Below are 26,445 nucleotides of genomic sequence, written 5' to 3' on the forward strand. Positions count from 1 at the left end.
TCTAAAAGAGGGAATGCGCCATAGTATACTGAGGACACCACATCTGCATCAATAAAAGCTAACCTGCTCTTTTGTTAAAAGCATTTTCGCTTCAAATGCTTTCAGGTGAGCGCTGATGGAACCGGCCAATTCGCTAAAATTTTCAGCATACTTTGCAATCATATGAAAAGGAAAATCGTCATGCTCAAGCGACGGCGAAGAAAAAAATAATGGTTTTTTTGGCATATCACCTGCTTTTTCCTCCCTCACAGCCTGGATAAATTCATCCTGATTGATTTCTCCCTTCAAAAGCTGCATGACGATCTTGTTTTTAGACTTAGATAATTTGCACAGTTTAATCAGTTCAAAATTAAACACCTGCTTACGCAAGTCTTTCTCCAGTTTTTTTACTGCCTTTTCACGGAGCGAACTGGATCCACCCGACCCTTTGTCATGGAATTTCTTCCAGGACTCGACTGCGTCCAGCGCACGCTGCAAATAGCTCAGTGCGTTATCAGGGTCTGAAATGATCGCATAAAATGACAACTTTTCTACCGCCCGATTGAGTTCGAGGGTAACCCTAGAGGGCGTGCTTCCATACACTTTGCTGTCGCTCATCCAGCGTGCGTAGAATTGATTAATTTCGTCTTGCCATTGATACGCATGATAAACAGGCTTTGCCTCATCTCTAAAGGTCTTTAACAGAGTTTGCTTGACTTCCTCGATGTAATCTTTTTTATTGTACTTAATGATAATGTCCATTAATTTTTTGATATCACTGTTTCCGTTTTCAAGCGCGTAATCAAACAACATCTTCTCATTTTCAGTCGTGTGTAAATGCGTAAAAACTCCCTCCCTGTCATAGAAAGTTACTCGGGTCAGGTTATGAGCGAGACCCATATCTCTCAAAAACTGGACACTGCAACGTGCCTGCTGATATGAAGGTTTGAAATGGCCGCTGGCTGCATCGATTTCCCCTAACACACCTTTCACGGCATCCCCTATCTCGCCAGCCATATAAGGAGCCAAGTTAGGATAGTTTTTATCTTTTGAATCTTGTTTAAGACAGCCTCTATAGGAGGGGTGAATAATCGGTTGTTGTCCTCGAAAAAATAAATCGAGCAAGGAGACTCGCTGAGGATGAATTGACGAGCCTGCAAAGAAGCTGCCATCCGCATGAATAAGATAAATACCGCGATTTTTTAAATCCCATTTTTGTTTTAGGGCAGGATAATATCCCTTCATGACCAGTTTCGTTGATTCGAAAAAATCAAAAGACAAATGCTGGTTATCACCACTCCCTTCCATGAGCATTTTAATCAATTTTCCCTGATAAGGGTAAACGCGAAATTGCTCGAGCTCCTGATAATCAAAGCTTTTTATCTCTATCGTACTTTTATCATCGCTACATTCCTGCATGTAATTTATATTTAATAAATCATCAGAGTCATTAATCCGTTTATAAAAATTCTGAACAGCGTCAAATATCGTCTGCTCACTCTCATTGTTCTGCGTCGCCTGCTTTACCATTGGATACGGGTCAATAAAGGCGCCTGAAACCGTTTTGGGTCTGGCCCAGGGAATATATGAAGGATCAAAACGTCGCATTATTTTTCTGCGCGCCAATTTTTCACCCACCTCGTCTGCAGACTCGACATTTAAAATATGCTTGAAAATGGCGAGAACCTTATCGGCAAGGTCCTGATACTCGACATTCTTTTTTCCGGAGCAAAGATCATAAAGATCCAACAGGGCATCAAAGCGCTCGGGCAGCGTGCTGAATAAACCGATCTCAACGCTTCTTCCACATCACTTGCAGCGCAAGCTAGCTTTGCACTCATTTTCCGCCATTCATTAACAGAAAGTAACCGTGGGAATGTCATTAAAAAATGCCTCGTTTTGGAGATTAATTTTGTCGTGTACAGAGATTAAGAAATAAAAAATGCCGTCTTGTTGCACAAGGCAGATCATTTTAGTAGTGAGAGATTAGGAGAATATTAAGGAGACAGCTGGAATGGCATAATCTATTGATCAATCTGCTAATTTAAAAAGCTTGCTTGAAAATTTGTTATTCCCGCGATATGGGAATAACAAATAACGTAGCAATATTAATCTATTGATTATGCACCTCACATTAGCGTTTTTGCTTTTTCTTTTTGGTTTTTTTTCCTTTTTTAGCCTGCGGCCGTCGACCTTTTGCCTTGGTTTCGCTGCGTGGGGGCTCACCAGCTAACACAAAGTCAATTTTACACTCATCCAGGTCTACCCGTGCCACTTGTACTTTGACAGAGTCGCCCAAACGAAAACGTCTGCCGTTACGCTCGCCGGTGATGGTGTGTTTAATTGCATCGAATTGATAATAATCATTGGGCAGCGTGCTCATATGCACGAGCCCCTCAACGTAAATATCAGCAAGCTCCACAAAAAAGCCAAAACCGGTGACACCTGAAATCACACCCGAAAATTCCTGGCCAACTTTATCCATCATGAATTCACACTTTAACCAGTCGCTGACTTCGCTGGTGGCATCATCCGCGCGCCGCTCAGTCATGGAACAGTGCTCGCCCGCTTTATTCAAGGATGCTTCATCCAGCAACGATGGCTTGCGCGAGAGTACCTGCTTGATAACACGGTGAACCAGCAAATCTGGATAACGGCGTATGGGCGAAGTAAAGTGGGTATAAGCTTCAAAGGCAAGACCAAAATGGCCTCTGTTGTCTGGATCATACACCGCCTGGCTCATTGAGCGTAGCAGAACGGTTTGTATCAGATGCGCATCGGGACGGTCTTTCACCACACGCAAAATGTGCGCGTAATCAGCGGGCACGGGTTTGCGATGGCCCGGCATTTTAAGTCCCATCTCATTCAGAAAACGGCGCAAATCATGCAGCTTTTCTTCTGTAGGGCCTTCGTGAACACGGTAGAGACCCGATTGCTTGTTTTTTTCCAGAAATCGCGCCGCAGAAATGTTGGCGCTCAACATGCATTCCTCAATGACGCGATGCGAGTCATAACGTTCATAGGGAACAATTTTTTCAATCTTGCGGTCTTTACCAAACACAATTTTGGTTTCCGGCAAATCAAAATCAATCGCGCCGCGTGCTTGCCGTGCTTTATGCAGAGTGCGGAAAAGATCATATAAGTGAGTCAAATGAGGCAGCAAGGGCTTGAAGCGCTCGCGCATGCGATTGTCATTTTTTTCCATCATCGCATGTACCTGAGTATAGGTAAGGCGTGCGTGCGATTTAATCACCCCCTCATTAAACTGATAACGCATAATCCGGCCCGTGGGATGAATTGTCATTTCGCATACCATGGCAAGGCGGTCTACATTGGGATTAAGCGAGCACAGATTATTCGACAAGGCCTCGGGCAGCATGGGAATCACGCGGCCCGGAAAATAAACAGAATTTCCTCGCTTATAAGCTTCTCTATCCAGTGCCGAGCCCGGACGCACATAATGGCCAACATCCGCAATGGCCACATACAATAACCAGCCGCCCTTATCGCGGGGGGCACAATACACCGCGTCATCAAAATCTTTAGCGTCTTCACCATCAATGGTGACAAGGGGTAAATGGCGATAGTCCGTGCGGCCTTCTAAATCTTCTTCTTGCACTTCAGCTGGAAAACGTGAGGCTTCCAGGCTGACATCATCTGGCCAGAGATAGGGTAGTTCGTGATTGCGAATGGCCACTTTAATTTCCATGCCAGGCGCCATGTGGTCACCCAGAATTTCTACCACCTTCCCAAGCGGACGTGTATGTGCCGTTGGCTGAGCAGTAATCGCTACGACGACCATCTGTCCATTTTCCGCACCGCCATTTTCATCGGGCGGAATGAGAATATCGTGATGGACGCGTTTATTAGTGGGCTCAACGAAGGCTGCACCGGATTCCTCATAATAGCGGCCAACCAGCTGCTGGGTATTCTGTTCCAGCACCTCAACAATAACGGCTTCACGCCGGCCGCGATTATCAATGTTGGAGATGCGGGCAAGCACGCGGTCACCGTGAAACACATTTCGCATCTGTCGCGGGCTCAAAAACAAGTCTTCTTCGCCGGGATCGTCTGGTTCAACAAAGCCAAAACCATCTTTGTGGCCGATGACACGTCCCGCAATGAGTTCCATTTTGGAAAGCGGACCGTATGCGCCTTTACGATTTTTTAATAATTGCCCATCCCGCGTCATCGCAATCAGACGGCGCCGTAAAGCCTCTTCCTGCTCGGCACCTTGGATCCCTAATTCAGTCTGAATCTGCTGATAATTCGCAGGACGCCCTCGCTCTGCAAGGTAATCCAGAATAAATTCTCTGCTGGGGATAGGATTTTGATATTTTTGAGCCTCCCTTTCCGCATGGGGGTCTTTTTTACGCTTAAATTTTTTAGTCATTGAGTAACCTATACAAATAGCCCAAACACTTCCTTTTTCAGCTCTTTACCATTCCATTTAATCAGTCTATCGCTGCTTTTTGAGCCCGCATGCCAAGCATGCCTTCCGTCCAGAATAAGCGGGAAAACAAATCATTGCAATCACTTGGAAGATTATTAACACCCGAGGATTCCCTTCTATTATAATAAAAAAATACAGTCTTGCAGGGGATCATCCAGAGGCTGTTCAAGGAGAATTTCTTATCATGAACCAATATATATCACACTTTTTCTGTTTATGCCTTGTTTGTCTGCTCTGCTCCTGCGCACCTTTCAGGCCCGGTGAGCCGCAGTCTGGCGTCTGCAACGAGCTAAATAGCCGGATTATCTTCAGCGGGAGCACCAGTGATACGCGGCGAGCTGATATCCAGATGGCAGAAGAGCCCCTAACCCAACGCACTTACGACAAACACTGTCTTCAGTAATCACCCATATGAGTCCCTTTTTACATCGAAAACTTAACACGCTTTATAAACAGCTGCGTGAAACCTACGGGCCGCAAAGCTGGTGGCCGGCGGAAAACCGGTTTGAAATCATGGTCGGCGCTATCCTCACCCAAAATACCAACTGGACCAATGTGGAGAAAGCCATTCACCAGCTCAAGCAGAATAATTGCCTTTCACCAGAAGCCATTCATGCACTGCCGGAAGCGCGCCTTGCGGGCTATATAAAATCTTCCGGCTATTACAACCAAAAGGCCCGGCGGCTTAAACTGTTTTGCCAGTGGTACTTGGAGCAAGGTGGCTATAAAAAACTAAAGCGACACGCTACCCCCGCTTTACGTCAAATGCTGCTCGACCTGCATGGCATCGGTAACGAGACTGCGGACGATATTCTATTATATGCATTTGACAGGCCTGTGTTTGTCATTGATGCTTACACGCACCGCCTGCTACAACGCACCGGTCTCACAGGCAAACTAAACTATGAAGAGGCGCAGATACACTTTCATCAGGCGCTGCCGCCCGATGAAAAACTCTTTAGTGAATATCACGCGCTGATTGTCCAACATGCAAAACACGCCTGCCGCAAAGTACCGCTCTGCGGTCAATGCTCGCTCAAGCGAACCTGCGCGCATTATCGGGAAAATGCAGCAAGCCGCTAAACCGCCACCGCGCCCTTGATATGCGGATGCGCCTCATAATTGAGAATTTCAATATCGTCATACGTATAGTCAAACAATGAGGGCGGCCGGCGCTTGAAATGCAGTGTAGGTAAAGGAAGCGGTGTACGGGTTAATTGCAGCTTCACCTGTTCTAAGTGATTAAGGTAAATATGGCAGTCACCCCCTGTCCAGACGAAATCGCCCGGTGCCAGATCACATTGTTGTGCCAGCATATGCGTCAATAAGGAATAAGAAGCAATATTAAATGGCACACCCAGAAAAGAATCACAAGACCGCTGATAAAGTTGGCAAGATAATTTCTTGTTCGCCACGTAAAACTGCATCAGCAAATGACACGGGGGCAGCGCCATTTTGTCAAGCTCTCCCACATTCCAGGCACTGACGATCAAGCGTCGCGAATCCGGATTGGTTTTGATCTGCTCAACCAGTGCGCGCATCTGATCAATCACGCGCCCGTCCGCTGTCTGCCAGGCGCGCCATTGTTTGCCGTATACCGGCCCTAAATCACCGTTTTTGTCTGCCCATTCATCCCATATGCTTACACCGTTTTCCTTGAGATACGCTATGTTCGTATCACCCTGCAAAAACCAGAGCAATTCATGAAAAATACTGCGAGTATGCAGCTTTTTAGTGGTAAGCAATGGAAACCCTTGACTCAAATTAAACCGCATCTGGTAGCCAAATACGCTCAATGTGCCTACGCCCGTCCGATCTGTCTTGCGCTCACCATAGGTTAAAATATGCTGAAGATAGTCAAGATATTGTTTCATGTGACGCTCTCTCTTTTTTATAGGCCCAGATTAACAGGATGATACCGAGAAGAATCAGAGGCAGCGATAACAACTGGCCTTCTGTTATCCAGCCAAACCAATAACCGATTTGCACATCCGGCTCGCGGAAAAATTCCGCGGTGCACCGGAATATACCATACCCTAATGCGAAGAGGCCTGAAACGGCACCCAGTGGCCGGGGCTTGCGAGAATAAATCCATAAAACAAGAAAAAGCACGACACCTTCCAGTAAAAATTCGTACAGCTGTGACGGATGACGCGGATAAGGACCGCCGTTAGGAAAAACCATTCCCCAGGGTAAGGTGGTAACACGGCCCCATAATTCGCCATTAATAAAGTTGCCAATGCGTCCTGCGCCGAGGCCAATCGGCACTACCGGTGCAATGAGATCCGTTAGCGCCACCACGGATTTCTTCATGCGTTTCGCGCAAATCAGCATGGCAATAATCACGCCCAAAAAGCCGCCATGAAACGACATGCCGCCTTTCCATGTCTGAAAAATCAGCAGCGGATCGGAAAAGAGGACACGCCAGTCATAAAACAACATATAGCCCAGTCGGCCACCGATGATAGCGCCAAGCGCTGCGTAAAAAACAATGTCGGATAACTGGTCCTGGGTAAAACCGCGCGGGGAAAAGCGCAAGCGAAGAGACAACAGCCCCCACCCGCCCAGAAAGCCGATGAGATACATTAACCCATACCAGTAGACAGGCCAGGAACCAATCGAAAATGCGACTGGATCGATGTTTGGATAGGTAAGCATAGCGAATTCAATACTCCTGAATTGGAGAACATTTTACTTAATCAGATATCCTGTGCCAACGAGGACTGGCATGGCGACCCTATTAACGCCCTGCACGAATCAGATTGCCGAGGCCTGCGCGTTCCAGCGCCAGCTCCATGTGGCAACGTATCATGACTGCGTTTTCCATGCCCAGGACTTCGTGCAATAATTTCGCCGCTTTTTTATGCGTGAAATGGCGAATGACCCATTTCACGCGCCCGATGGAAGACGCATTCATACTTAATGAGTCAAACCCCATCGCAAGCAGCAAGAGGACAGCCACTGGATCGCCCGCCACTTCACCGCAAATACTGACATGCTTTCCTTCCTGGTGTCCGTTTTCCACAACCTGGATTAGCGCCCGTAAAACAGCAGGATGCAAGGCATCATACAGATTGGCTACGCGAGGATTATTGCGGTCAACAGCAAGAATGTATTGGGTCAGATCGTTGCTGCCTACGGAGAGAAAATCCACCCGTTTGGCAAGCACGCGCGCCTGATAGACTGCAGAGGGCACCTCAATCATAACGCCAATCTGGGGCATTTCAACGTCATATCCTTCATCCCGCACCTCTGTATAGGCTTTTCTAAGCAGACGCAATGCCTCGTCCACTTCAGTCGCATCCGTAATCATGGGCAGCATAATGCGCATATTATTTAACCCCTCGCTCGCCCGCATCATGGCGCGCACCTGGGACAGAAAAATTTCCGGATGATCCAGCGTGATACGAATGCCGCGCCAACCCAGAAAGGGATTATCTTCCTTGATGGGAAAATACGGCAAAGGTTTATCACCGCCCACGTCCAGCGTACGAATAATCACCGGCCGCGGCGCAAACGACGCCAGCAACTGGCGATAAATGATGCGCTGTTCTTCACCCGATGGAAATCGGTCCCGCATCAAAAAAGGGATCTCAGTACGATAAAGACCCACTCCTTCTGCTCCCGCTGCAAGCGAGATACTGATATCCGCGCCTAATCCTGTGTTAACGAGCAAACCAATGCGCTGGCCATCCTTAGTGACAGCGGGCAAATCGCGAATTTCTTCTAACGCTGCATCCAGTTTTTTTTCTTCCTGAATCAGCCGCTCAAACTCAGTGCGCAAATTGGGACTGGGAGAAACATAAATCTGGCCATAATAGCCATCGACAATAATTTCCTTATCCTGCAGTTCATAAATAGGCGTATCACCTACTCCCATTACAGTGGGTACGCGCATAGCGCGCGCCAGAATGGCTACATGTGAATTTCCTGACCCTTTAGCGGAAATGACGCCTGCGAGATAGCCTTCCGGGACTTCAGCCAGGTCAGTGGGCGTGATGGATTCGCCAATCAGGATTGTCTTCTCTGCATACTGCGGCGTCGTACGATCATTTTTTTGCAGATAGGTTAATACACGCTGGCCGAGGTCTTTAATGTCTTCGGCACGCTCACGCATGTATTCATTATCGAGGCTTTCCAATCGTCTTACATGCGCCTGAATCACCTCTCGTAAAGCGCCGGGCGCCCAGTTCCCAGCGCGAATGGCATCAGCTACTTCCTTACCCATGTCTGCGCTATCCAAAATGCGCTGATACACATCAAACAACGCACGTTCTTCCGGCGGCAATGCAGGATACAAACGCTCGCTTAAAAGGCGCAAATCTTCACGCACAGCAGAAAAAGCCGCCTCCAGTAACTGGATTTCCGCTTCAACACTATCAGGCTCGCGATCGGGTATGGTGTCCAGGTCATAAGGCGCATACACCACCACGCCTACCCCCATACCAATGCCCGGCGCGCCGGGCACACCGGAATAAATCAGTTCATGGCGCTTTTCTTTAGAACTTTGCAGAAGTTCAGCGAGCGCACCCGTTGCTTCCGCATGCGCAATAATAGCTGCAAGCTGTGTCGCCAGGGTAACGAGAAAGGCTTCTTCCGATTCATCGTAACGCCGCGGGTCCTCCTGCTGCACAATCAGCACACCGAGCACTTGGCGATGATAAATCACTGGCGTACCCAGAAAGGCACGATAAGCTTCTTCTTTGATTTCGGGAACGCGATAGAAACGCGGATGTTTGGTGGCGTCATCGATATTGAGCGGCTCTTCACGCTCGCCTACCAGACCAATTAATCCCTTATTAATAGGCACGCGCACCTTACCTACCGCCTGGGGATTTAAACCTTGCGTTGCAACCAGCACGTATTCGCCATGGTGCCGATCGAGTAAAAAGATAGAGCAGGCCTGAGTAGCCAATGCGTTGGCAATGCGCTTAACCATAATGTCCAGCGCTTCCCTAAAATCTTGGGCACTTGTCACCTCTTGGATGATATGTCGCAAGATTGTTAGCATTGCCTCTCCTCAAAATCAGAAGATAAATGACACGAGACAGAGGCGTTAATAAATTTCCGCCATGCGCATTTATCTGCTACCCATTACTTTCCAGCTGCCGATTTCCTTCCATGGGTTCCCAAAACCGCTTTGACAACACAATCTTGGCAAATTCCTTGAGCGCCATCACATAGACGCGCCGCTTGAAGGTGACCACCTGACGCAGCGGATACCAGTAGGATACCCAAGCCCAGGAATCAAATTCCGGATCGCCATTTGCCTGCAGATCTATCTTGGCCTCCTGATTGACCAAACGCAGCAGAAACCATTTCTGTTTTTGGCCTATGCACAATGGTTTGGCATAATGCCGCACCAAACGACTCGGCAATCGATAGCGCAGCCAGCGTTTGGTGCTGGAAAGTATTTCCACATCTTCAGGTTCCAACCCAATTTCTTCTTTCAATTCACGGAACATTGATTGCTCGGGCGTTTCATTTTCTTTCATACCGCCTTGAGGAAACTGCCAGGCAAGCATTCCAACACGCTTAGCAAAAAACAGCTGCCGGTTGTTATTCACCAGTATAATACCTACACCGTATCTGTATCCTGCTTTATCAATCACTTCTTATCACCTATAATCGCCGCCAACATGGTTAAAGCATTGTTCCAAATTATCAGGTCCTTATCAAACATTTATAGCGCGAGTGCACGCACATGACATCCCGGTTTCGTCTCGCTTTTCTAGTGTTTTGCCTGATCTTTTTCAGTTTTTTCCTCTCCTTATCTAAAGGTAGTACTTCTATTTCGCTCTATCAACTTCTGTTCGATAGCCGCGGCGATTTTAATACCATTTTGTGGAAGTTACGTTTGCCGCGCACGTTAACGGCTTTCGTCAGCGGCGGGCTGCTCGCGCTTGCGGGCGCGCTCATGCAGTTGCTGCTGCAAAATCCGCTAGCGGATCCGTATGTGTTAGGTATTTCAGGCGGAGCGGCCTTATTCACCCTGCTGATGATGTTATTTGGCTTCAGTGAATATGGCTTGATGGGTGGCGCATGGGCAGGCAGCCTGCTCACTATCGTGATTATTCTACTGCTTGCACGCAAGCATCGCTGGCAGACACATACACTGCTCCTCTCGGGCATTGCCATGGCATGCGGTTTTTCAGCTTGTATCAGCTTTATTCTGCTCATGAGCCCCAATGCCAGCCTGCACAGCATGTTGTTCTGGCTGTCAGGCGACTTGAATGATGCGCGTTTTCCCTGGTTTTCTCTGATTATCCTGATCATTGGCTTTGTTATTTGCCTCATGCTGGCGCCCGGATTAAACATCCTTGGGCGTGGTGAGAAAGAAGCGCAGGCACTCGGCCTTGCCACACGCAAATACCGTATCACGCTTTACCTGCTGAGCTCCTTGTTCACAGCGCAAGCCGTGATGCTAGCGGGCTGCATTGGCTTTGTAGGGCTCATTATTCCTCATCTAACACGTCTGCTTGTCGGGTATGACCATCGGATCATGCTACCCGTTTCACTTTTTCTGGGCGGCAGCATATTAACTATCGCGGATACCTTCGCCCGCTCCCTGTTCGCCCCCCAGCAACTTCCTGTCGGCATGATGATGGCTATCATCGGGGTTCCGATATTTATTTGGTTGCTCCAAAAATGAAACTGAAGGCTAGCGCACTCACGATCACCCTTGGCGGGAAAATGCTTTGCCGTCATTTGGATATTGAGATACAGACAGGCGAAATCTGGGGAATATTAGGCCCAAATGGCAGCGGCAAAACCACTTTGCTGCATACCCTCGCCGGTCTAAATCGAAGCAAAATCGATCATATCTGGCTAAACGGCAACAATCTACGCAATCTGCCGCCCAGAGTACTGGCCCAACATATCGCTATCTTGTTTCAGGATACCCACGTTTTCTTTCCCCAGACGGTTTGGGAATATTGCCTCACAGCCCGTTTTCCCCACCTGCCCTATTTTAAAAAAGAAAGCAAAGAAGACAGTGAAATTGTAAAGCACGCGCTTGAAAAAATGGATTTACTCTCCCATCGGGACATGCTTTTAAACCGCCTTTCTGGCGGAGAAAAACGCCGGCTTGCGATTGCCGCCGTGCTGGCACAAACCCCTTTCATTTATATACTTGATGAGCCAACCAACCATCTGGACATACGTCACCAACTAAATGTGCTTCGCCATTTCCGCTCCCTAGTAGAAACCCAGCCAACTGCTGTCATCATGTCACTGCATGACCTGAATCTGGCCCAGCAATTTTGCAATCGCCTCTTACTGCTGTTCGAAAACGGCGACACGCTGCAGGGATCGCCAGAAGACATCATGACAACAGCCAACTTGACGCGCCTCTATCAGACACCAATAAGAAATATTGCGCACAGCGATAAAAGATCATGGTGGATTGTTGATTAATTTGACACCTTATCCATTAAAATTGACAAGGCCGCCTCTCATTACACATAATCCCGGTCATTCGTAAAGCTTAATTTTCAGAATAAATAAGCTCCATATAAATAAAAAACAGAGGGTGGCACCATGGCATTTCTTCGCGTTTACGGCATTACATTATCTTCAAAAAACAACACATCAGAAACCGAATCTACGCTTTGGGCGATTACCTCATCCACTATTAACCGAGAAGGCAAAGAACAGCCTTTATGTGTGCTTGAATGTAGCTCCGAAACAGAAGCATTTGAAACTTTCAGTAATATCGATAATGCCATGGATCCCATGTTAGACGAATCGGAAGAAATATTTAATGAAAACGAAACATCCCTAGGCCTTCATCCTGCTTACTACCTGACCACATCGGGCCGGCATGTGATCGCTTCCCAAAATCTTCTGGAAGAGTTATTTGATGCGAAGCCGGTCGAAAAACTGGCCTCCACTTCTGACGTTTTTTATCATCTCTCCCAACATTCTGACCGTATTATCAAATATCAATTATTGACCTCTTTAAAGCAGCAGGACACCCCTGCAGAGGAAACGGTTGAAGATTATCTGGATGACTTTTTAGGCGCAAAAAAATGGCACCGCGGTGCAAAATCAGCCGCTATTACGGAAGGATATTACTATGACGCGCTTATTTATCCTGATACAAACTTCTTTCATATCCTCTGGCTCCCGGCTGCGCCCTACAATGGCAAAAAGATGCTCAGCGCTTATGGCTGTAATCCAGCCAGTGCAAAAAGGTTGGAACAATTTATTAAATACGAAGCTTCATCAAAAAGGCTTGATATCCCGCCTTTTTCATTGGCCCGTCACAATGACATTGTGGTCGCTTCAGAAGCGTTTTTGACAACACTCTTTGGTGAAAGGCCCGCCGTAATCAAATTCTCAACCCAAAAAGGGTTTCTCGATGCCGCCGCAGACCATAGGGCGGATTCCATTAGTGCAATCTATTCTGCATGGAATAATAAAAAGGCAAAGAGGGAAATGGCCCGCCTGCTTACACAACGAGACGCTCCCTTGCCACCGCCTTCCGCTATCCAAATGTGCTTGTTCAAATCCTACAATCTGACCACGCCCTTGCCTTCGAAAAGTGATTTGCCTACGCCTACCAACGTGCAGCTCGCTGTTCCTGCCCAAAATAGCTTCTTGAATGCACCACCTATAAATAATACTCAACCCTCTTTTCTCGTCCAAAATGCTTCGCTTTTCGGGACAGCGGTACAACCTAGACAGCTGCCCGGCTTTTCTTTAGCGCCCTATATATCCACACCGAATATGACTGATGAAGAATGGGTAGATAGTGTTATCATAAGCGATAGTCAAAATAGACTATAATCAAACGCCGGATTTTGGGAAATTATATTCTGTTAATAAGGAATAAGGCATGTCTATCAATGTACTGGTCAATGGTGCATTTGGCCGCATGGGCCAAATAACAGTCAAAGCCATTGAGGAGCATCCTGCATTGACGCTCGTAGGACAAACCGGACGGGAGTACGATTTAAAAAAATCGATCATTGACAGTCACGCGGAAGTTGTAATTGATTTCACGCGTCCTGAATGTGTGTTTGAAAATGCCTCTATTATCATCGAAACAGGCGCACATCCGGTAATTGGCACCAGCGGCCTCACTTCCGAGCAGATCAGCCTGTTAAGCGCGCAATGTGAAAAACAGCGGCTGGGCGGCATTATCGCGCCAAACTTTTCGCTGGGCGCGGTTCTGATGATGAAGTATGCAAAAGAAATTGCAAAATATATGCCCCATGTTGAAATCATCGAAATGCATCACGCCAACAAGGCGGACAGCCCCTCCGGCACAGCCATCCGTTCGGCTGAAATGCTAGCTGAAGCCGCGGAACAACTGAACCAGCCTGTAAAACCCACGCATGAAACCGTCCCGGGGGCGCGCGGTGCCAATTACCGCGGCGTTCCCATTCACGCTGTCCGCCTGCCCGGATTCCTGGCACATCAGCAAATTATTTTTGGCAATGTTGGCGAGACGCTCACCCTTCGACATGACAGCATCGACCGGCAAGCCTTTATGCCCGGCGTCTGCTTTGCGTGTGAAAAAGTTGTTCAACTGAATGAGCTGGTTTACGGATTGGAGAAAATCTTATAACCGTAACGGTTAGTTCAATAGCACCACCTAAGGAAAAGGGCACGGAAGTACGCGCCCTTTTGTTGTTGCGCCAATAAATGATTAGCCTTCCCCTTTCATTGACATCGGCTGCTGCGGCTGATCGCACGATTTGGAATAACAGCCGCCTAACAAAACACTGGCCATGATAACTGCAAGAATAATTCCTGTTACCTTTCTCATCGCTAAGCTCCTTTTATTAGGTAAAAAATGCCAATTACATTCCTATTATACAGATTCTGTTTTATCCTGACATGCCCCGGCACTTTCCATGGGACGGTTGTGATTTGATTAAAGTGTTTTGCCCCACTGTTGTGTAATCAAAAAACAAGCCGCCCCAGGGAAAAGGCCAGGAAAGAAGGTCATAAACAGGGATTGATGGGTTAGCAGGGAAAAGAATAAGATAATATCGCATCATAGCGAATTTTCATTGAATATCAATAGGCATTCAGTATGATAAGCCCATGAAAACAAAGCACACCTCCTCACAACCCATCGGTATTTTCGATAGCGGCATTGGCGGCCTGACTGTCGCTCATGCACTGGTGACTCATTTGCCCAAAGAAAATATCATTTATTTTGGCGATACAGCTCATCTTCCCTATGGCGACAAATCGACTGCTGCAATCCAGGCTTATGCCATTAAAATCGTAAACATGCTGCTCCAGCAGGAATGCAAACTGATTCTCATTGCCTGCCACTCAGCTTCTGCGGCAGCTTACGAACTCGTAAAGGAATATATTGGCAGCAAAGCCCTGGTGATGAACGTGATTGATCCTGTTATTCACCTGCTTAAAGAAAAGTATATTACCAAGCATGTAGGCCTTATTGGCACGCGGCAAACCGTCAACTCGCATATTTATAAAAAGAAGATTGACGATTTAAACCTGGGCATCCGTCTATCCTCTTCTGCCACCAATCTGCTGGCTTCTGCCATCGAGGAATTTGGCAATCACCGCGTTATCGATGTCTTGCTGGAAACGTATCTGGCCCAACCGAATTTACAAAATATTGATGCCCTGCTGCTTGCCTGTACCCATTATCCCATCATCAAAGAACGTATTTCTCAGCATTATCAAAAACAAAACGATGGTCATATTGAACTGATTGATTCCTCAGACATTGTCGCTCAGGCTGTTAAAAAACAACTACACAAAAATAATTTACTTAATGAAAACGGCACAAGCGCCAAGCATTTTTATGTTTCGGATTACACAGAGTCCTTTGCAAATAATGCCAAACTATTCTTCGGCGAAGATATCAAGCTGGAACATTATCCTCTGTGGGATTAAGAGAAGTGTTAGCGCTAAGTAAGAGATATCCAATATGAACTATCGTCATTTGTTTCATGCCGGTAATTTTGCTGACGTGGTCAAACACGTTACGCTTGTTGCGCTGCTTGCTTCATTAGCGCGCAAAGAAACCCCCTTCTGTTACATCGACACACACGCGGGTACGGGTTTTTACGATTTATCTTCTGAGTTTGCTGCAAAGAATAAAGAATATGAAGGTGGCATTGAAAAAGTTATTCAACAAGATAATCCGCCTGATTTGATCAGACGGTATCTGTACTGCGTGCATCAAATCAATAATAAATTAACTTCGTCAACATTCGCTTCTTTACGTTACTATCCGGGTTCGCCCATGATTGCGCGCTGCCTTGCACGCCCTCATGACCGCATTATCGCTTGCGAATTACAACCGGCAGAATACCAGGCACTTCGGACGGCTTTTGCTGGTGACAAGCAGGTTGCAATTCATCACATGGATGGCTTTCTTGGCCTGAAAGCATTTTTACCGCCTCATGAGCGCCGTGGATTAGTACTGATTGATCCTCCTTACGAAAATCCGGACGAATTCACCCGCATTGCGCACGCCTTGCCAACTGCATTAAAGCGCTGGGAAACGGGTATCTATGCCATCTGGTATCCCATCAAAGAAAAGAGCCAGGTTGAGCGTTTTTACCGCGCCATTAAAAAAGACCTGGTTTTGCCTGTACTAGCCATTGAATTTACTATCTTTCCTGATCTGCCTAACCATTTAAATGGCTGCGGGATGGTGGTTATTAACCCACCCTGGCAGTTTGATACAGTCATCGCGGAAACGCTCCCCTGGCTGTGGAAAGCGTTAACTATCAATGACCAAGGCGCTTATCGCACTTATCCGCTGAAATAATTGCTAAAATAGTAAAGATAATGGATAGACGAGGGAGAATGTCATGAAGCAGCTTCTCACAATCGTTGCAACTATCGTATGTGTTATTGGTTTAACCGGCGCCTCCTGCTCAAGACAGGACATGGGTATGGTAGGTGGCGGTGTCGTAGGCGGTGCGGCTGGCCATGCGCTCACAGGCGGCAGTGCAGTGGGTACCGTAGCAGGCGCAGTCGGTGGTGCCTATGTTGGCAGGGAATTAGCTCGGTAAGCGTGATCCTGCCTCTGCATCCCGCATCTTATACATAAGATAAGATGCGGGATAGGCGTTTTTTAATGAATGTCCAATTGAAAAAATTAAGAAATTTTTGTTCTCTCTTCGCACCAAGCAACGCCCTGCTCTCTTTTGGAAAAGCTGAAGAATCAATGAGTAAGATCAAAATCCCCCTTCTTAACCCCGAATAGTTGTAAAATAGAGTGGAAGAAACGCTGGAAGAATAAAAGAAGGAGTAGGCAATCATGAACAAGATCTTGATAACACTTGGCACGCTAGTTCTTGCAGCCAGTCTGGCTGGCGCTGCCTGCCAGCGACAGGATGTAGGTATGGTCGCAGGCGGTGTAGTTGGTGGTGCCGCCGGTCATGAACTCACTGGTGGCAGTGCATTAGGCACCGTAGCAGGGGCAGTCGGTGGTGCCTATGTTGGCAGAGAATTAGCACGATAAAAAAGAAAATGAAGCGCTTGCTAAAAGGACCCGCCTTCTATGGTTGAAGGCGGGCAAGTAAGCATTTTAATTAATTGGGAGACTTAAAAATACAGGAAATACTTTGTGTATTTTCCATTTTTTTATCTTCAGATTTATTTACCCCTTCCTCTTTTTTCGCCGAATTCCACAAGGTAAATCCTGAATCAGCTCCCCGAATAACTGGAAAAGTTCGAGGAATAGAAGTGGTATTAAAACCTGCATAACTAAAAATAGAGTCGCTATAGGGAAAATGTTCAAACCTGGGAGTTTTGCTTTTGCTTGAGCTAAAAGTCTTTTTTTTAGCTGCTACTTCAGCTTTGACTTCTGTCACTTCTTCAATTACCGGATCAGGTTGTATCACAGTTTTCCCCTGATTATCGGCTTTCTTTATTGCTGGTGTGTCTGATTGACCTCGTGCTGCCTCGATTGAACTCTTCTCTGAGTCTGCTTTCTTTTGCAGCCGGTTTTCCAGCTCATCGTCACTCAGCAAGGGCTGTTGCTCGTTACTCTCTTTTTTTTCAAGCAGCTGTTTTATTCTTAGCATCATTTTTTCTCCTCGTTCAGGTCTAATTCTTAAAATAATCTTAAGAGAGCTTAGCATTTATCATAGCCGTGTCAATGCCCTGTTCAAATATGAACCGCCTCGCCCATCCAACATCCCTAACTTCTCGAACCTTCTCAATAGTGATATTCTTCAACGGATTAACTGGGAGGAGTACCGATATGACGCTTAAAATTGGTGATATGGCACCGGATTTCACGCTGTCTGATGACAGAGAAAAAAACATTACCCTCAGCCACTTGCGTGGCAAAAAAGTGGTGCTCTTCTTTTATCCCAAAGACAATACACCGGGCTGCACACGTGAAGCCTGCGATTTTCGCGACCAGTTTGCCGCGTTCACAAAACAAGGTGTAGAAGTGTTCGGCATTTCCAAAGACAGCGCTAAAGCGCATACCAAATTCAAGGAAAAATACGGCCTGCCCTTCCCGCTTTTGGTCGATGCCAATGCCGACGTGTGCGAGGCTTACGGTGTTATTAATAAAAAAAGTATGTTCGGTAAAACCTTTTTAGGCATTCAACGTTCAACATTTCTGATCGATGAACAGGGTGCCATTCGCGGGATTTGGCGCAAAGTCAAAGTTCCTGGCCATGTGGAGCAGGTATTAAATGAAATCCAATAAAACGCTTAAAACAGCCATCACCCCCACGCGCGAAGAAAACTATCCCGAATGGTATCAGCAAGTCATTAAGGCAGCGGATCTTGCTGAAGTTTCGCCAGTGCGCGGCTGCATGATTATCAAGCCCTGGGGTTTTGCCATCTGGGAAAATATACAGTCCATTTTAAATGAGCAGTTTAAAGCAACAGGACACAAAAACCTTTATTTTCCACTTTTGATTCCCATGAGCTTCATGCAAAAAGAAGCGGAACACATAGAAGGTTTTGCAAAAGAATGTGCGGTTGTGACACATCACCGGCTCGCTACCAATGAAGAAGGCAAACTCGTGCCAAGCGGTGAACTGGAAGAGCCCTACATTATTCGCCCGACTTCCGAAACAATCATCGGCGATGCTTTCGCGCGCTGGATTCAATCTTATCGGGATCTGCCGCTGCTGATTAATCAATGGGCCAATGTCATGCGATGGGAAATGCGCACACGCATGTTTTTGCGCACGACAGAATTTCTGTGGCAGGAAGGCCATACTGCCCACGCCACGGCGGAAGAAGCCATGGAAGAATCACGTGCCATGCTCGACCTTTATGCCGACTTTGCTGAAAATTACATGGCCATGCCTGTCATTAAAGGCGAAAAAACCGCAAGCGAACGCTTTCCGGGCGCTGTCAATACGTATTGCATTGAATCCATGATGCAGGATAAAAAAGCGCTGCAAGCTGGAACGTCTCACTTCCTCGGCCAGCATTTTTCACGCGGATTCAATATCAAATACCTGAGCGCCGAAGGCAGAGAAGAATTTGTCTGGACGACTTCGTGGGGTGTCTCGACCCGATTGATCGGCGGCCTCATCATGACGCACAGCGATGATAACGGCCTCGTTTTACCGCCGCGACTTGCTCCATCGCATGTTGTTATTTTGCCTGTCATTCATAAGGAAGAAGATCGCGCCAATATTCTCACTTACTGCGATCAGTTGGCTGATGAGCTACGCCACATAACGTATTATGGCCGCCGGCTTGGCGTTGAAGTGGATAAACGTGATTTACCCGGCGGAGAAAAAGCCTGGGGCTGGGTCAAGAAAGGCATCCCTTTGCGGCTTGAAATCGGCAACAAAGAATATTCCGCCAATACGGTATTCATGGGCCGACGCGACAAGGAATATAAAGACCGCAAATCGCTTCCGCGCGAAGTTTTTCTTTCCAGTGTCACCACGGAACTCGAAGAACTGCAGACAAACTTGCTGCAACGTGCGCATGCGTTTCAAAAGCAGAATACGCAAACCATCACAGACCGAAACGCATTTTATGAATTTTTCAACGGCGATGGCGGCTTTGCACTAGCACATTGGAATGGTGATCCTGTCATTGAAGAAAAAATAAAACAGGAACTCAGCGTGACCATTCGCTGCATTCCTTTTAGCAATGAATCGCGAACAGGCAAATGCATCTTTACCGGCGAAGCAAGCTCTCAGCAGGCGCTGTTTGCGAAAGCTTATTGATTTATTTGCCGCAGCGATATCATTCCTCAACAGCCAAGCGCCTTATTGCGGCGCTTGGCATAAGCCTTTTAGCGCTTCAAAGAAGAAGTTGAAAGAAGCGGAGTAATAATCGGCTCGGCAAGCTCTACTGCAAAAGCCGTACTCAATTTTACAAAATCGCGAACGTGTGTCAGTGATAACTTATCCATTGTATCGCGGCGCTTGTGCACATAAGGGTTACTCGTTTCATCCATGGTTTCCAGCGGATAAGCAACGCGATTACCGTTTTGATACCAGATAACATGATCGCTGCATGCATAACCGCAGCGCCGGACACCCACGGGAAGCTTCACATAGGCCGTTACCAAATCGGCCACAAAGGTGGTCAATCCAGCATCGGTTGAATCATCCGCGAGACCAATTTGGGGCTCACCATCAGCACCCACATAACCTGTCATATCCAGTTGCAACACTGAATCAACCGGAAGATGGTGGCGTTTGAAATACTGAACCACACTTTGTGAGCCCAGCTTGCCTGCTTCACTACCTGCATACCACACAAGATAAATAGGCTTGTTAAATTGCAAATGGCTGTTCAACAACAGCCGCGCCGTTTCAAGCACGGTCGCAACGCCAGAAGCACCATCATCCGCCCCTGGCTGCGATTCATCAACACTGTCAATCGTATCCAAATGCGCCCCGATCACAATGCCGGGCTCGCTCAACGCCTTGCCGATTTTCATCATCACAGAAGGCTGTTTGCTATGACCCTCCGTAGGTATCAGCAAAAGCTCAGTATCCTTTCTTTCGGAAGACGCTATCAATGTTTTGGCCTGCTGTCTGATCCACTGCGCTGCCCGCGCACCATCCTCAGAATGCAGATGACGATCTGGAAAATGCGTCAGCTTGCTGAGTTCCCGCCTGATTTGCGCGGTATCAATTTCTCTCACCAGGCTGTTGACCTCGTTTTGGTATTGAATTTTATAATGGCGGGTCAAATCCCCCCGACGAGAAGCAGGCGCATAGTGCGAGAGAAAGGCAGCGGCATCAAGCTGTTTGCGCTTGGAATAATCCCGCCAGGCCCGTGTCACATTAATAAAACCTCTGCAGCGTGCTTCCTTTTTTACTACCGCTGCTTGCAACGGATGCAAGTCAGTTATTTTGATTAAGCGCAGCCATTTTAAGCTGGCCAGCTCTTCGTACCGAAATGAATTTCCTGAAAGCAAACAACGCGGCACGACTAGAAATTGTTCGCTCGTCCCCGCGTAACTGTTTAGCATGCATAACAACAATCCTGCAAAAGCGAGATAGCGCACCACTATCCTCATCCCTTCCTTAAAAATAAGCTGGCACTTTACAAGATCACTCTGGCAACATCAATGTTGCGAGCAGAGATTCCGCCCCGTGAGCGAGTAAGCCGTCTGCCCTCGATTCCCCTCCAAATTTATGCTATCTTTTGCGCAATCATTTAGATGACGTATCTCTTTCTTAACAGTTGAAAAGGATGAAAAGATGACGAATATCAAAGAGTTAGAATCAACCATCAGCAAGCTCACTGTCGCTGGCAAAGGGATTTTGGCCGCAGACGAAAGCACAGGAACAATTACCAAACGTTTTCAGGCCGTCGGCATCGAGTCCACTGAAGACAACCGCCGTGCCTATCGTGAAATGTTAATTACTTCACCCGAATTTAATCGGTACATCGCTGGCGTGATTCTGTTTGAAGAAACCCTGAATCAAAACACCAGCCAGGGCATTTCCTTTCCGGAAGCGCTCAAAAACATGGGCGTGTTACCTGGTATCAAAGTCGACAAAGGCCTGGTTCATCTTGCAAATAGCCTTGATGAAAACATTACTCAGGGGTTGGATGGCCTGCCAGAAAGACTCGCAGAGTACAAATCCAAAGGCGCCTGCTTTGCTAAATGGCGTTCGGTTTATACTATTTCGGATAAAACCCCAACCTCAATCGCGATTGAAACCAATGCAGAAGTGTTGGCCCGCTATGCTGCCATTTGCCAGGAACAGGGAATTGTTCCTATTGTTGAACCCGAAGTATTGATTGATGGCGACCATACACTCGCACGCTGCGAAGAAGTGACAGAACCCGTGCTACAGGCGGTGTTTAATGCGTTATATCGTCACCATGTTAAACTGGAATTCATTGTGTTGAAACCCAGCATGGTGATCAGCGGCAAAGCCTGTCCGCAAAAAGCCAGCGTAAATGAAGTTGCCGAAGCTACCGTACGTATCCTGCGTCGCACGGTACCCGGCGCTGTCCCCACGATTAATTTCCTATCGGGCGGCCAAACCTCCGAACAGGCAACGGCGCATTTAAACGCCATGAACCAGCTTGCGAAACTTCCCTGGAATCTCAGCTTTTCTTATGCCCGCGCCTTGCAAGACTACTGCATGAAAACTTGGCAGGGTCAAAGCAAAAATATCGCTACGGCACAAAAAGCATTCAGCAAGCGCGCCATGCTAAACAGCCTCGCCGCTCAAGGCAAATACCAGGAATCCATGGAGAAAGAAGAAATCTCTCTTGCTTCCTGATTAAGCCAATCCCTGTTTGATGAGAAACCCTAAAGCCATCCACTGTCATCCTGCGAAAAACCGGGATGACGGTGGATCTCATGAATGCCAAATTTCACGCACGGCGGCAATCGCATGATAAGGGTTTTCTTTTTCTTTTTTAAGAAAAGGAATAGATCGCATGACAACCACCTCCATTAACACGGTCGATGCCAAGGAAGAATTCTCGGAATTGATTAACCGCGTTTCGCATAATAAAGAACGCATCATCCTGACGCGACGCGGCAAAGAAATCGCCGCCATCATCCCCGTTGAAGATTTATTATTATTGCAGGCATCGCAGGACAAAAGCGATTTGCATGATGCTGTTGAGGCATTAAAAGAAGCCAGAACAGTAGGAACCATTACACTGGAAAAGTTAAAAGAAGAAATAGGGTAACACCGTGACCACACCTTACCATATCAAGATCTCCCCAGCGGCACAAAGACAAATCCAGGCGCTAACATCCAAGCATCAAAAGACTGTGATCAAAATTATTGAAGCCCTGGCTATCAACCCTCGTCCGCCGGGCACAAAAAAGCTTGAAGGAATGACTGGGTTATACAGTGAAGATGTGTTGCACCTGCGTCTCATTTATAAAGTAGAAGAACAGGAAGTTTTGGTTCTGTTAATTAAATAAGCTGGATCACCATGCAGAACAAATCCTCCTCGCCACTGCTTGTATTAAGCTCTTCCTCCCCCGCCCGTCACGCGCTGCTTGCTCGTTTGCAAATCCCTTTTTCAATTGCCTCACCTGATGTGGATGAAACGCCACTCCCTGGTGAACCTGTCATTGCAATGGTAGAACGGCTTGCCGAAGCGAAGGCAAAAAAATCAGCGCAACAGTTTCCGGATGCACTAATTATTGGTTGCGATCAGGTCGGCACTTTGGATGATCATGTGCTGACTAAACCCCTGAGCTATGAAAATGCGGTGAGGCAGCTTTCCCTGATCAGCGGCCGACGCGTGCGATTTTTTACAGGCATCTGCCTCTTCAATGCAAAAACGCTGCAATTGCAACGGTCTGTCGAACATTACGATGTATTTTTTCGCCGTCTATCAGAAGGCATGATTGAAAATTATCTTCAAAAAGAAAAACCGCTCCACTGTGCTGGCAGCTTTCAAATTGAAGGCCTGGGCATCAGCTTAATCAGCCGCCTGCAGGGCGATGACTATACGACACTGATCGGGCTGCCCTTGATCCGTCTGACTGACATGTTAAACAAAGCAGGATGGCCTGTTCCCTAATCATCACCGCCATCAAAAAAAGTATCCTGTCACAACGCTTCTTTTTGCACAAAGATCGCCATACTCATTTCACATGTTACAATAGCTGGACGTTGGCTATTTTTGACAGGTGTTCACGAATTTTTCACCCTGAGCGCAGTTTTGTCATCCTGAGCGCAGCGAAGGATCTCCTATTGTACATGTGGGGATCCTTCGAGCAAAAAACGCTCTCAGGATGACAGCCACTGTAAAAATCTCAGGATGACAGCCATTCTGTAAAATCAGCATCATTTGTCAAAAATGGCTAAGGTCCAGAATAGGTCAAATCACTTAAGGCAGCCCTTTTATGGATTCGCATTATCTCAACCATTTCTTTAATCCCCGTTCAATTGCGGTTGTGGGTGCCAGCAACCGCGATAACTCGGTAGGCATGAAAGTTTTCAGCAATTTGTTACAGGGCGGCTTTTCTGGCCAATTATATGCGGTGAATCCAAATCATACCTCCATCCTCGATGAGCCCTGCTTTCCCTCCGTCACAGCTATCAAAAAACCGGTTGAACTCGCCGTGATTGTTACACCGGCGCAAGCAGTACCTGATGTTATTTCGGAGTGTGGCGAACAAAATATACATGCTGCGATTATTTTATCAGCCGGTTTCAGCGAGACAGGCAAAGAAGGAAAATCCTTAGAAGAAAAAATAATTGAAGCGGGCGCAAGACACCATGTACGCATGATAGGACCGAATTGCCTGGGAATGATGTTGCCTCATCTCGGATTGAATGCAACATTTAATAATATTAACGCATTGGCAGGCAATCTTGCCCTCGTTTCACAATCCGGCGCCATCTGTGCTGCCATTCTGGATTGGGCAAAGGAAAGACACGTTGGATTTTCCGCGGTAATTTCACTGGGAAATGCCGCTGATATTGATTTTAGTGATGCGCTTGATTACCTTGCACTGGATCCTAAAACAGAGAGTATTTTGTTATACGTTGAAGGCATACGTCATGCCCGGCACTTTCTGAGCAGTCTGCGTGTCGCAGCACGAATGAAACCAGTGGTCGTTATCAAGGGAGGCCGCTTTCAACAAGGCTCACGCGCCGCACTCTCTCATACAGGCGCCATTGTAGGCAGAGATGATGTCTTTGATGCAGCAATAAAAAGAGCAGGCGCCGTACGAGTCATGTCAATCGAGCAGCTTTTCTCTGCCGCTCAAACGCTTGCAAGTAAATATCGCGCTAAAGGCGACCGTTTGGCAATTGTCACCAATGGCGGCGGTGCTGGGGTCATGGCGGCTGATCGAGCAGCCGAACTAAACATCCCGCTCCCTGAACCGGATAAAGCGACTTTTGACTATCTCAATCAGATTTTACCCGGCCACTGGTCTCATCATAATCCCATTGACATCCTGGGTGATGCCACACCTGAACGTTATCGTAAAGCCGTTGCTGCTTGTCTCAGCGATCCGCATATAGATGGCGTCGTCACCATCCTTGTCCCTGTCGTCATGTCGCAACCAGACAAAGTTGCGGAAGAAGTGATTACAGCCTCCAGTAAAAACGATAAACCGATCATTGCCTGCTGGATGGGTGAACATCAGGTAAAATCGGCGAGAAAATTATTTGCCAAGCATCAGTTACCTTGCTTTAGCACGCCTGAATCCGCTATTGAAGCTTTTTCTTACCTTGCGAATTATTACATTAATCAACAATTATTATTACAAGTCCCCGAACCGCTCGCTTATCAAAGTAAACCGGACATCACCGGAGCACGTTTAATTATTGATTCTGCTCTGGCGGAAAAACGCAAGATATTAACCCTGACTGAATCAAAAGCGATTCTTAACGCCTTCGGCATCCCAGTCACACAAACTATTGAAGCGCACACTGCCAATGAAGCCTTGGTGGTAGCAGAATCATTAGGCTTTCCCCTTGCAATGAAAATTTATTCGCCTGATATCACACATAAACAAGATGTAGGTGGAGTACGCTTAAATGTCCCGAATGCAGAAGCCGTGCGTGAAACATTTAGTGATATGATTGCACAGGCAAAACAAAAATGCCCTGACGCTGATATCGTAGGCGTCACGCTTGAACGAATGTACAAAAATCCTAACGACCGTGAACTGATGATCGGTGTACTGCGCGACCCTGTGTTTGGTCCTGTTATTAGCTTCGGCGCTGGCGGTTCTTTTGTCGAAGTCATTCAGGACGCCGCCATCACGCTGCCGCCCCTTAATCAGTTCCTTGCGAAAAAATTGATTGCACAAACTCGTATGGCAAAATTGCTAGGTAAATTTCGCAATATGCCGGCCGTTAATTTAACCGCCATTGAAAATATATTGCTGCGCGTCTCGGAAATGGTATGTGAGTTACCGCAGATTCAGGAGATGGACATTAATCCGATTATCATCAACGAAAATGAGGCCATTGCGATTGATGCCCGTATCCTGGTAGACATCCATGTACCAATGCTTGTTCCTTACAGCCACATGGCCATTCATCCTTATCCTCATCATTTGATTTCGCGTTGGCAATTAGCCGATGGCACTAATATAACAATTCGCCCTATCCGTCCAGAAGATGCTGAAATTGAACAAGCCTTTGTGCGCAGCCTTTCTCCGCAATCAAAATATTTTCGCTTTATGGAACATTTACAGGAATTAACGCAAACCATGTTAGTGCGGTTTACTCAAATTGATTATGACCGCGAAATGGCGTTGATTGCCGCCATCCATCAGGATAACAAAGAAAAAAATATTGGTGTTGCGCGATACATTATTAATCCCGACCAGGAATCTTGCGAATTTGCCCTAGTGGTGGCGGATGCCTGGCAAGGAAAAGGGATTGGGTCGCATTTAATGACAAACCTGATAGAAGAAGCAAAAATGAAGGGATTAAAAACAATGAAAGGCGAGATCCTTGCAAACAATCATAACATGCTGCAACTCGCTGAATCACTTGGGTTTACCATCCAGACACGCAGGGATGATACTTCCATTAAAATTGCGATTAAAACCCTCGATTAATGATTGGACTTTGGTCATTTTTACAAAATACTCGATAATGCTGTCATCC

The 26,445-nt window shown here is 47.0% G+C and carries 24 protein-coding genes; 16 read left to right on the forward strand and 8 right to left on the reverse strand.

Annotated features, from left to right (window positions below; genetic code table 11):
* Positions 1 to 48 precede the first annotated feature (48 nt).
* Together AQUSIP_RS08840 and rnr are read right to left on the reverse strand one after the other, a co-directional pair.
* Positions 49 to 1,587, reverse strand: coding sequence for a hypothetical protein (locus tag AQUSIP_RS08840; RefSeq protein WP_148326093.1), 1,539 nt, complete (start codon positions 1,585 to 1,587; stop codon positions 49 to 51).
* A 526-nt stretch (positions 1,588 to 2,113) separates the two neighbouring features.
* Entirely contained in the window at positions 2,114 to 4,372 is a 2,259-nt protein-coding gene (gene rnr, locus AQUSIP_RS08845; RefSeq protein ID WP_114833402.1) for a ribonuclease R, read from the reverse strand.
* Between the two features lie 471 nt (positions 4,373 to 4,843).
* Between rnr and AQUSIP_RS08850 the strand changes: the two genes are divergently transcribed.
* Positions 4,844 to 5,515, forward strand: a complete 672-nt coding sequence (locus AQUSIP_RS08850) for an endonuclease III domain-containing protein (RefSeq protein WP_114833401.1) — start codon at positions 4,844 to 4,846, stop codon at positions 5,513 to 5,515.
* Here the strand turns inward: AQUSIP_RS08850 and thyA are convergent.
* From thyA to rppH, 4 genes are all read right to left on the reverse strand, one after another.
* Positions 5,512 to 6,306 carry a thymidylate synthase gene (gene thyA / locus AQUSIP_RS08855; RefSeq protein WP_114833400.1) on the reverse strand — a complete coding sequence of 265 codons (795 nt, stop codon included), beginning with the start codon at positions 6,304 to 6,306 and terminating at the stop codon, positions 5,512 to 5,514. The genes AQUSIP_RS08850 and thyA overlap by 4 nt on opposite strands.
* On the reverse strand, positions 6,290 to 7,090 hold the full coding sequence (lgt, locus tag AQUSIP_RS08860; protein WP_114833399.1) for a prolipoprotein diacylglyceryl transferase: 801 nt from the start codon (positions 7,088 to 7,090) through the stop codon (positions 6,290 to 6,292). Before lgt ends, thyA begins: the two co-directional genes overlap by 17 nt.
* A gap of 82 nt (positions 7,091 to 7,172) precedes the next feature.
* Positions 7,173 to 9,443 (reverse strand): phosphoenolpyruvate--protein phosphotransferase, encoded by a 2,271-nt coding sequence (gene ptsP, locus AQUSIP_RS08865; RefSeq protein WP_114833398.1) that lies wholly within the window; start codon positions 9,441 to 9,443, stop codon positions 7,173 to 7,175.
* A 76-nt stretch (positions 9,444 to 9,519) separates the two neighbouring features.
* On the reverse strand, positions 9,520 to 10,044 hold the full coding sequence (gene rppH / locus AQUSIP_RS08870; RefSeq protein WP_114833397.1) for an RNA pyrophosphohydrolase: 525 nt from the start codon (positions 10,042 to 10,044) through the stop codon (positions 9,520 to 9,522).
* Positions 10,045 to 10,136: 92 nt separating this feature from the next.
* On the opposite strand from rppH, the gene AQUSIP_RS08875 reads away from it, so the two are divergent.
* From AQUSIP_RS08875 to AQUSIP_RS08910, 8 genes are all read left to right on the forward strand, one after another.
* The gene (locus AQUSIP_RS08875; protein WP_114833396.1) at positions 10,137 to 11,084 is read left to right on the forward strand and encodes a FecCD family ABC transporter permease; all 948 of its coding nucleotides are present in this window, start codon (positions 10,137 to 10,139) and stop codon (positions 11,082 to 11,084) included.
* Positions 11,081 to 11,848 carry an ABC transporter ATP-binding protein gene (locus AQUSIP_RS08880; RefSeq protein ID WP_114833395.1) on the forward strand — a complete coding sequence of 256 codons (768 nt, stop codon included), beginning with the start codon at positions 11,081 to 11,083 and terminating at the stop codon, positions 11,846 to 11,848. The genes AQUSIP_RS08875 and AQUSIP_RS08880 overlap by 4 nt, the downstream gene beginning before the upstream one ends.
* 123 nt (positions 11,849 to 11,971) lie before the next feature.
* Positions 11,972 to 13,222, forward strand: a complete 1,251-nt coding sequence (locus AQUSIP_RS08885) for a hypothetical protein (protein ID WP_114833394.1) — start codon at positions 11,972 to 11,974, stop codon at positions 13,220 to 13,222.
* 49 nt (positions 13,223 to 13,271) lie between these two features.
* A complete protein-coding gene (dapB, locus tag AQUSIP_RS08890) occupies positions 13,272 to 14,006 on the forward strand; it encodes a 4-hydroxy-tetrahydrodipicolinate reductase (protein WP_114833393.1) in 735 nt (244 codons plus the stop codon).
* A 482-nt stretch (positions 14,007 to 14,488) separates the two neighbouring features.
* Positions 14,489 to 15,316: a glutamate racemase gene (gene murI, locus AQUSIP_RS08895; RefSeq protein WP_114833392.1), complete on the forward strand. Its 828-nt coding sequence runs from the start codon at positions 14,489 to 14,491 to the stop codon at positions 15,314 to 15,316.
* Between the two features lie 34 nt (positions 15,317 to 15,350).
* The gene (locus AQUSIP_RS08900; RefSeq protein WP_114833391.1) at positions 15,351 to 16,199 is read left to right on the forward strand and encodes a 23S rRNA (adenine(2030)-N(6))-methyltransferase RlmJ; all 849 of its coding nucleotides are present in this window, start codon (positions 15,351 to 15,353) and stop codon (positions 16,197 to 16,199) included.
* Positions 16,200 to 16,242: 43 nt separating this feature from the next.
* Complete coding sequence (locus tag AQUSIP_RS08905) at positions 16,243 to 16,446, forward strand: glycine zipper 2TM domain-containing protein (protein ID WP_114833390.1); 204 nt, start codon at positions 16,243 to 16,245, stop codon at positions 16,444 to 16,446.
* A gap of 248 nt (positions 16,447 to 16,694) precedes the next feature.
* A complete protein-coding gene (locus AQUSIP_RS08910) occupies positions 16,695 to 16,898 on the forward strand; it encodes a glycine zipper 2TM domain-containing protein (protein ID WP_114833389.1) in 204 nt (67 codons plus the stop codon).
* Positions 16,899 to 16,968: 70 nt separating this feature from the next.
* On the opposite strand, the gene AQUSIP_RS08915 is transcribed toward AQUSIP_RS08910, so the two are convergent.
* The gene (locus AQUSIP_RS08915; RefSeq protein ID WP_147277451.1) at positions 16,969 to 17,520 is read right to left on the reverse strand and encodes a hypothetical protein; all 552 of its coding nucleotides are present in this window, start codon (positions 17,518 to 17,520) and stop codon (positions 16,969 to 16,971) included.
* Positions 17,521 to 17,642: 122 nt separating this feature from the next.
* On the opposite strand from AQUSIP_RS08915, the gene bcp reads away from it, so the two are divergent.
* Both bcp and proS read left to right on the forward strand, forming a co-directional pair.
* The gene (gene bcp / locus AQUSIP_RS08920; protein ID WP_114833387.1) at positions 17,643 to 18,101 is read left to right on the forward strand and encodes a thioredoxin-dependent thiol peroxidase; all 459 of its coding nucleotides are present in this window, start codon (positions 17,643 to 17,645) and stop codon (positions 18,099 to 18,101) included.
* Positions 18,088 to 19,593, forward strand: a complete 1,506-nt coding sequence (gene proS, locus AQUSIP_RS08925; RefSeq protein WP_114833386.1) for a proline--tRNA ligase — start codon at positions 18,088 to 18,090, stop codon at positions 19,591 to 19,593. The genes bcp and proS overlap by 14 nt, the downstream gene beginning before the upstream one ends.
* A gap of 68 nt (positions 19,594 to 19,661) precedes the next feature.
* On the opposite strand, the gene AQUSIP_RS08930 is transcribed toward proS, so the two are convergent.
* Positions 19,662 to 20,852, reverse strand: a complete 1,191-nt coding sequence (locus AQUSIP_RS08930) for a M28 family peptidase (protein ID WP_170131726.1) — start codon at positions 20,850 to 20,852, stop codon at positions 19,662 to 19,664.
* A 232-nt stretch (positions 20,853 to 21,084) separates the two neighbouring features.
* Between AQUSIP_RS08930 and AQUSIP_RS08935 the strand changes: the two genes are divergently transcribed.
* The 5 genes from AQUSIP_RS08935 (at position 21,085) to AQUSIP_RS08955 (ending at position 26,396) form a co-directional block, all read left to right on the forward strand.
* Entirely contained in the window at positions 21,085 to 22,122 is a 1,038-nt protein-coding gene (locus AQUSIP_RS08935; RefSeq protein ID WP_114833384.1) for a class I fructose-bisphosphate aldolase, read from the forward strand.
* Positions 22,123 to 22,282: 160 nt separating this feature from the next.
* On the forward strand, positions 22,283 to 22,540 hold the full coding sequence (locus AQUSIP_RS08940) for a type II toxin-antitoxin system Phd/YefM family antitoxin (protein ID WP_114835510.1): 258 nt from the start codon (positions 22,283 to 22,285) through the stop codon (positions 22,538 to 22,540).
* Positions 22,541 to 22,544: 4 nt separating this feature from the next.
* Positions 22,545 to 22,781, forward strand: coding sequence for a type II toxin-antitoxin system RelE family toxin (locus AQUSIP_RS08945; RefSeq protein WP_114835511.1), 237 nt, complete (start codon positions 22,545 to 22,547; stop codon positions 22,779 to 22,781).
* An 11-nt stretch (positions 22,782 to 22,792) separates the two neighbouring features.
* Positions 22,793 to 23,389: a Maf family protein gene (locus tag AQUSIP_RS08950; RefSeq protein ID WP_114835512.1), complete on the forward strand. Its 597-nt coding sequence runs from the start codon at positions 22,793 to 22,795 to the stop codon at positions 23,387 to 23,389.
* Positions 23,390 to 23,714: 325 nt separating this feature from the next.
* On the forward strand, positions 23,715 to 26,396 hold the full coding sequence (locus AQUSIP_RS08955; RefSeq protein WP_114835513.1) for a bifunctional acetate--CoA ligase family protein/GNAT family N-acetyltransferase: 2,682 nt from the start codon (positions 23,715 to 23,717) through the stop codon (positions 26,394 to 26,396).
* Positions 26,397 to 26,445 lie beyond the last annotated feature (49 nt).

This window comes from Aquicella lusitana (assembly GCF_902459475.1).
In the GTDB taxonomy this organism is placed as follows: domain Bacteria; phylum Pseudomonadota; class Gammaproteobacteria; order DSM-16500; family DSM-16500; genus Aquicella; species Aquicella lusitana.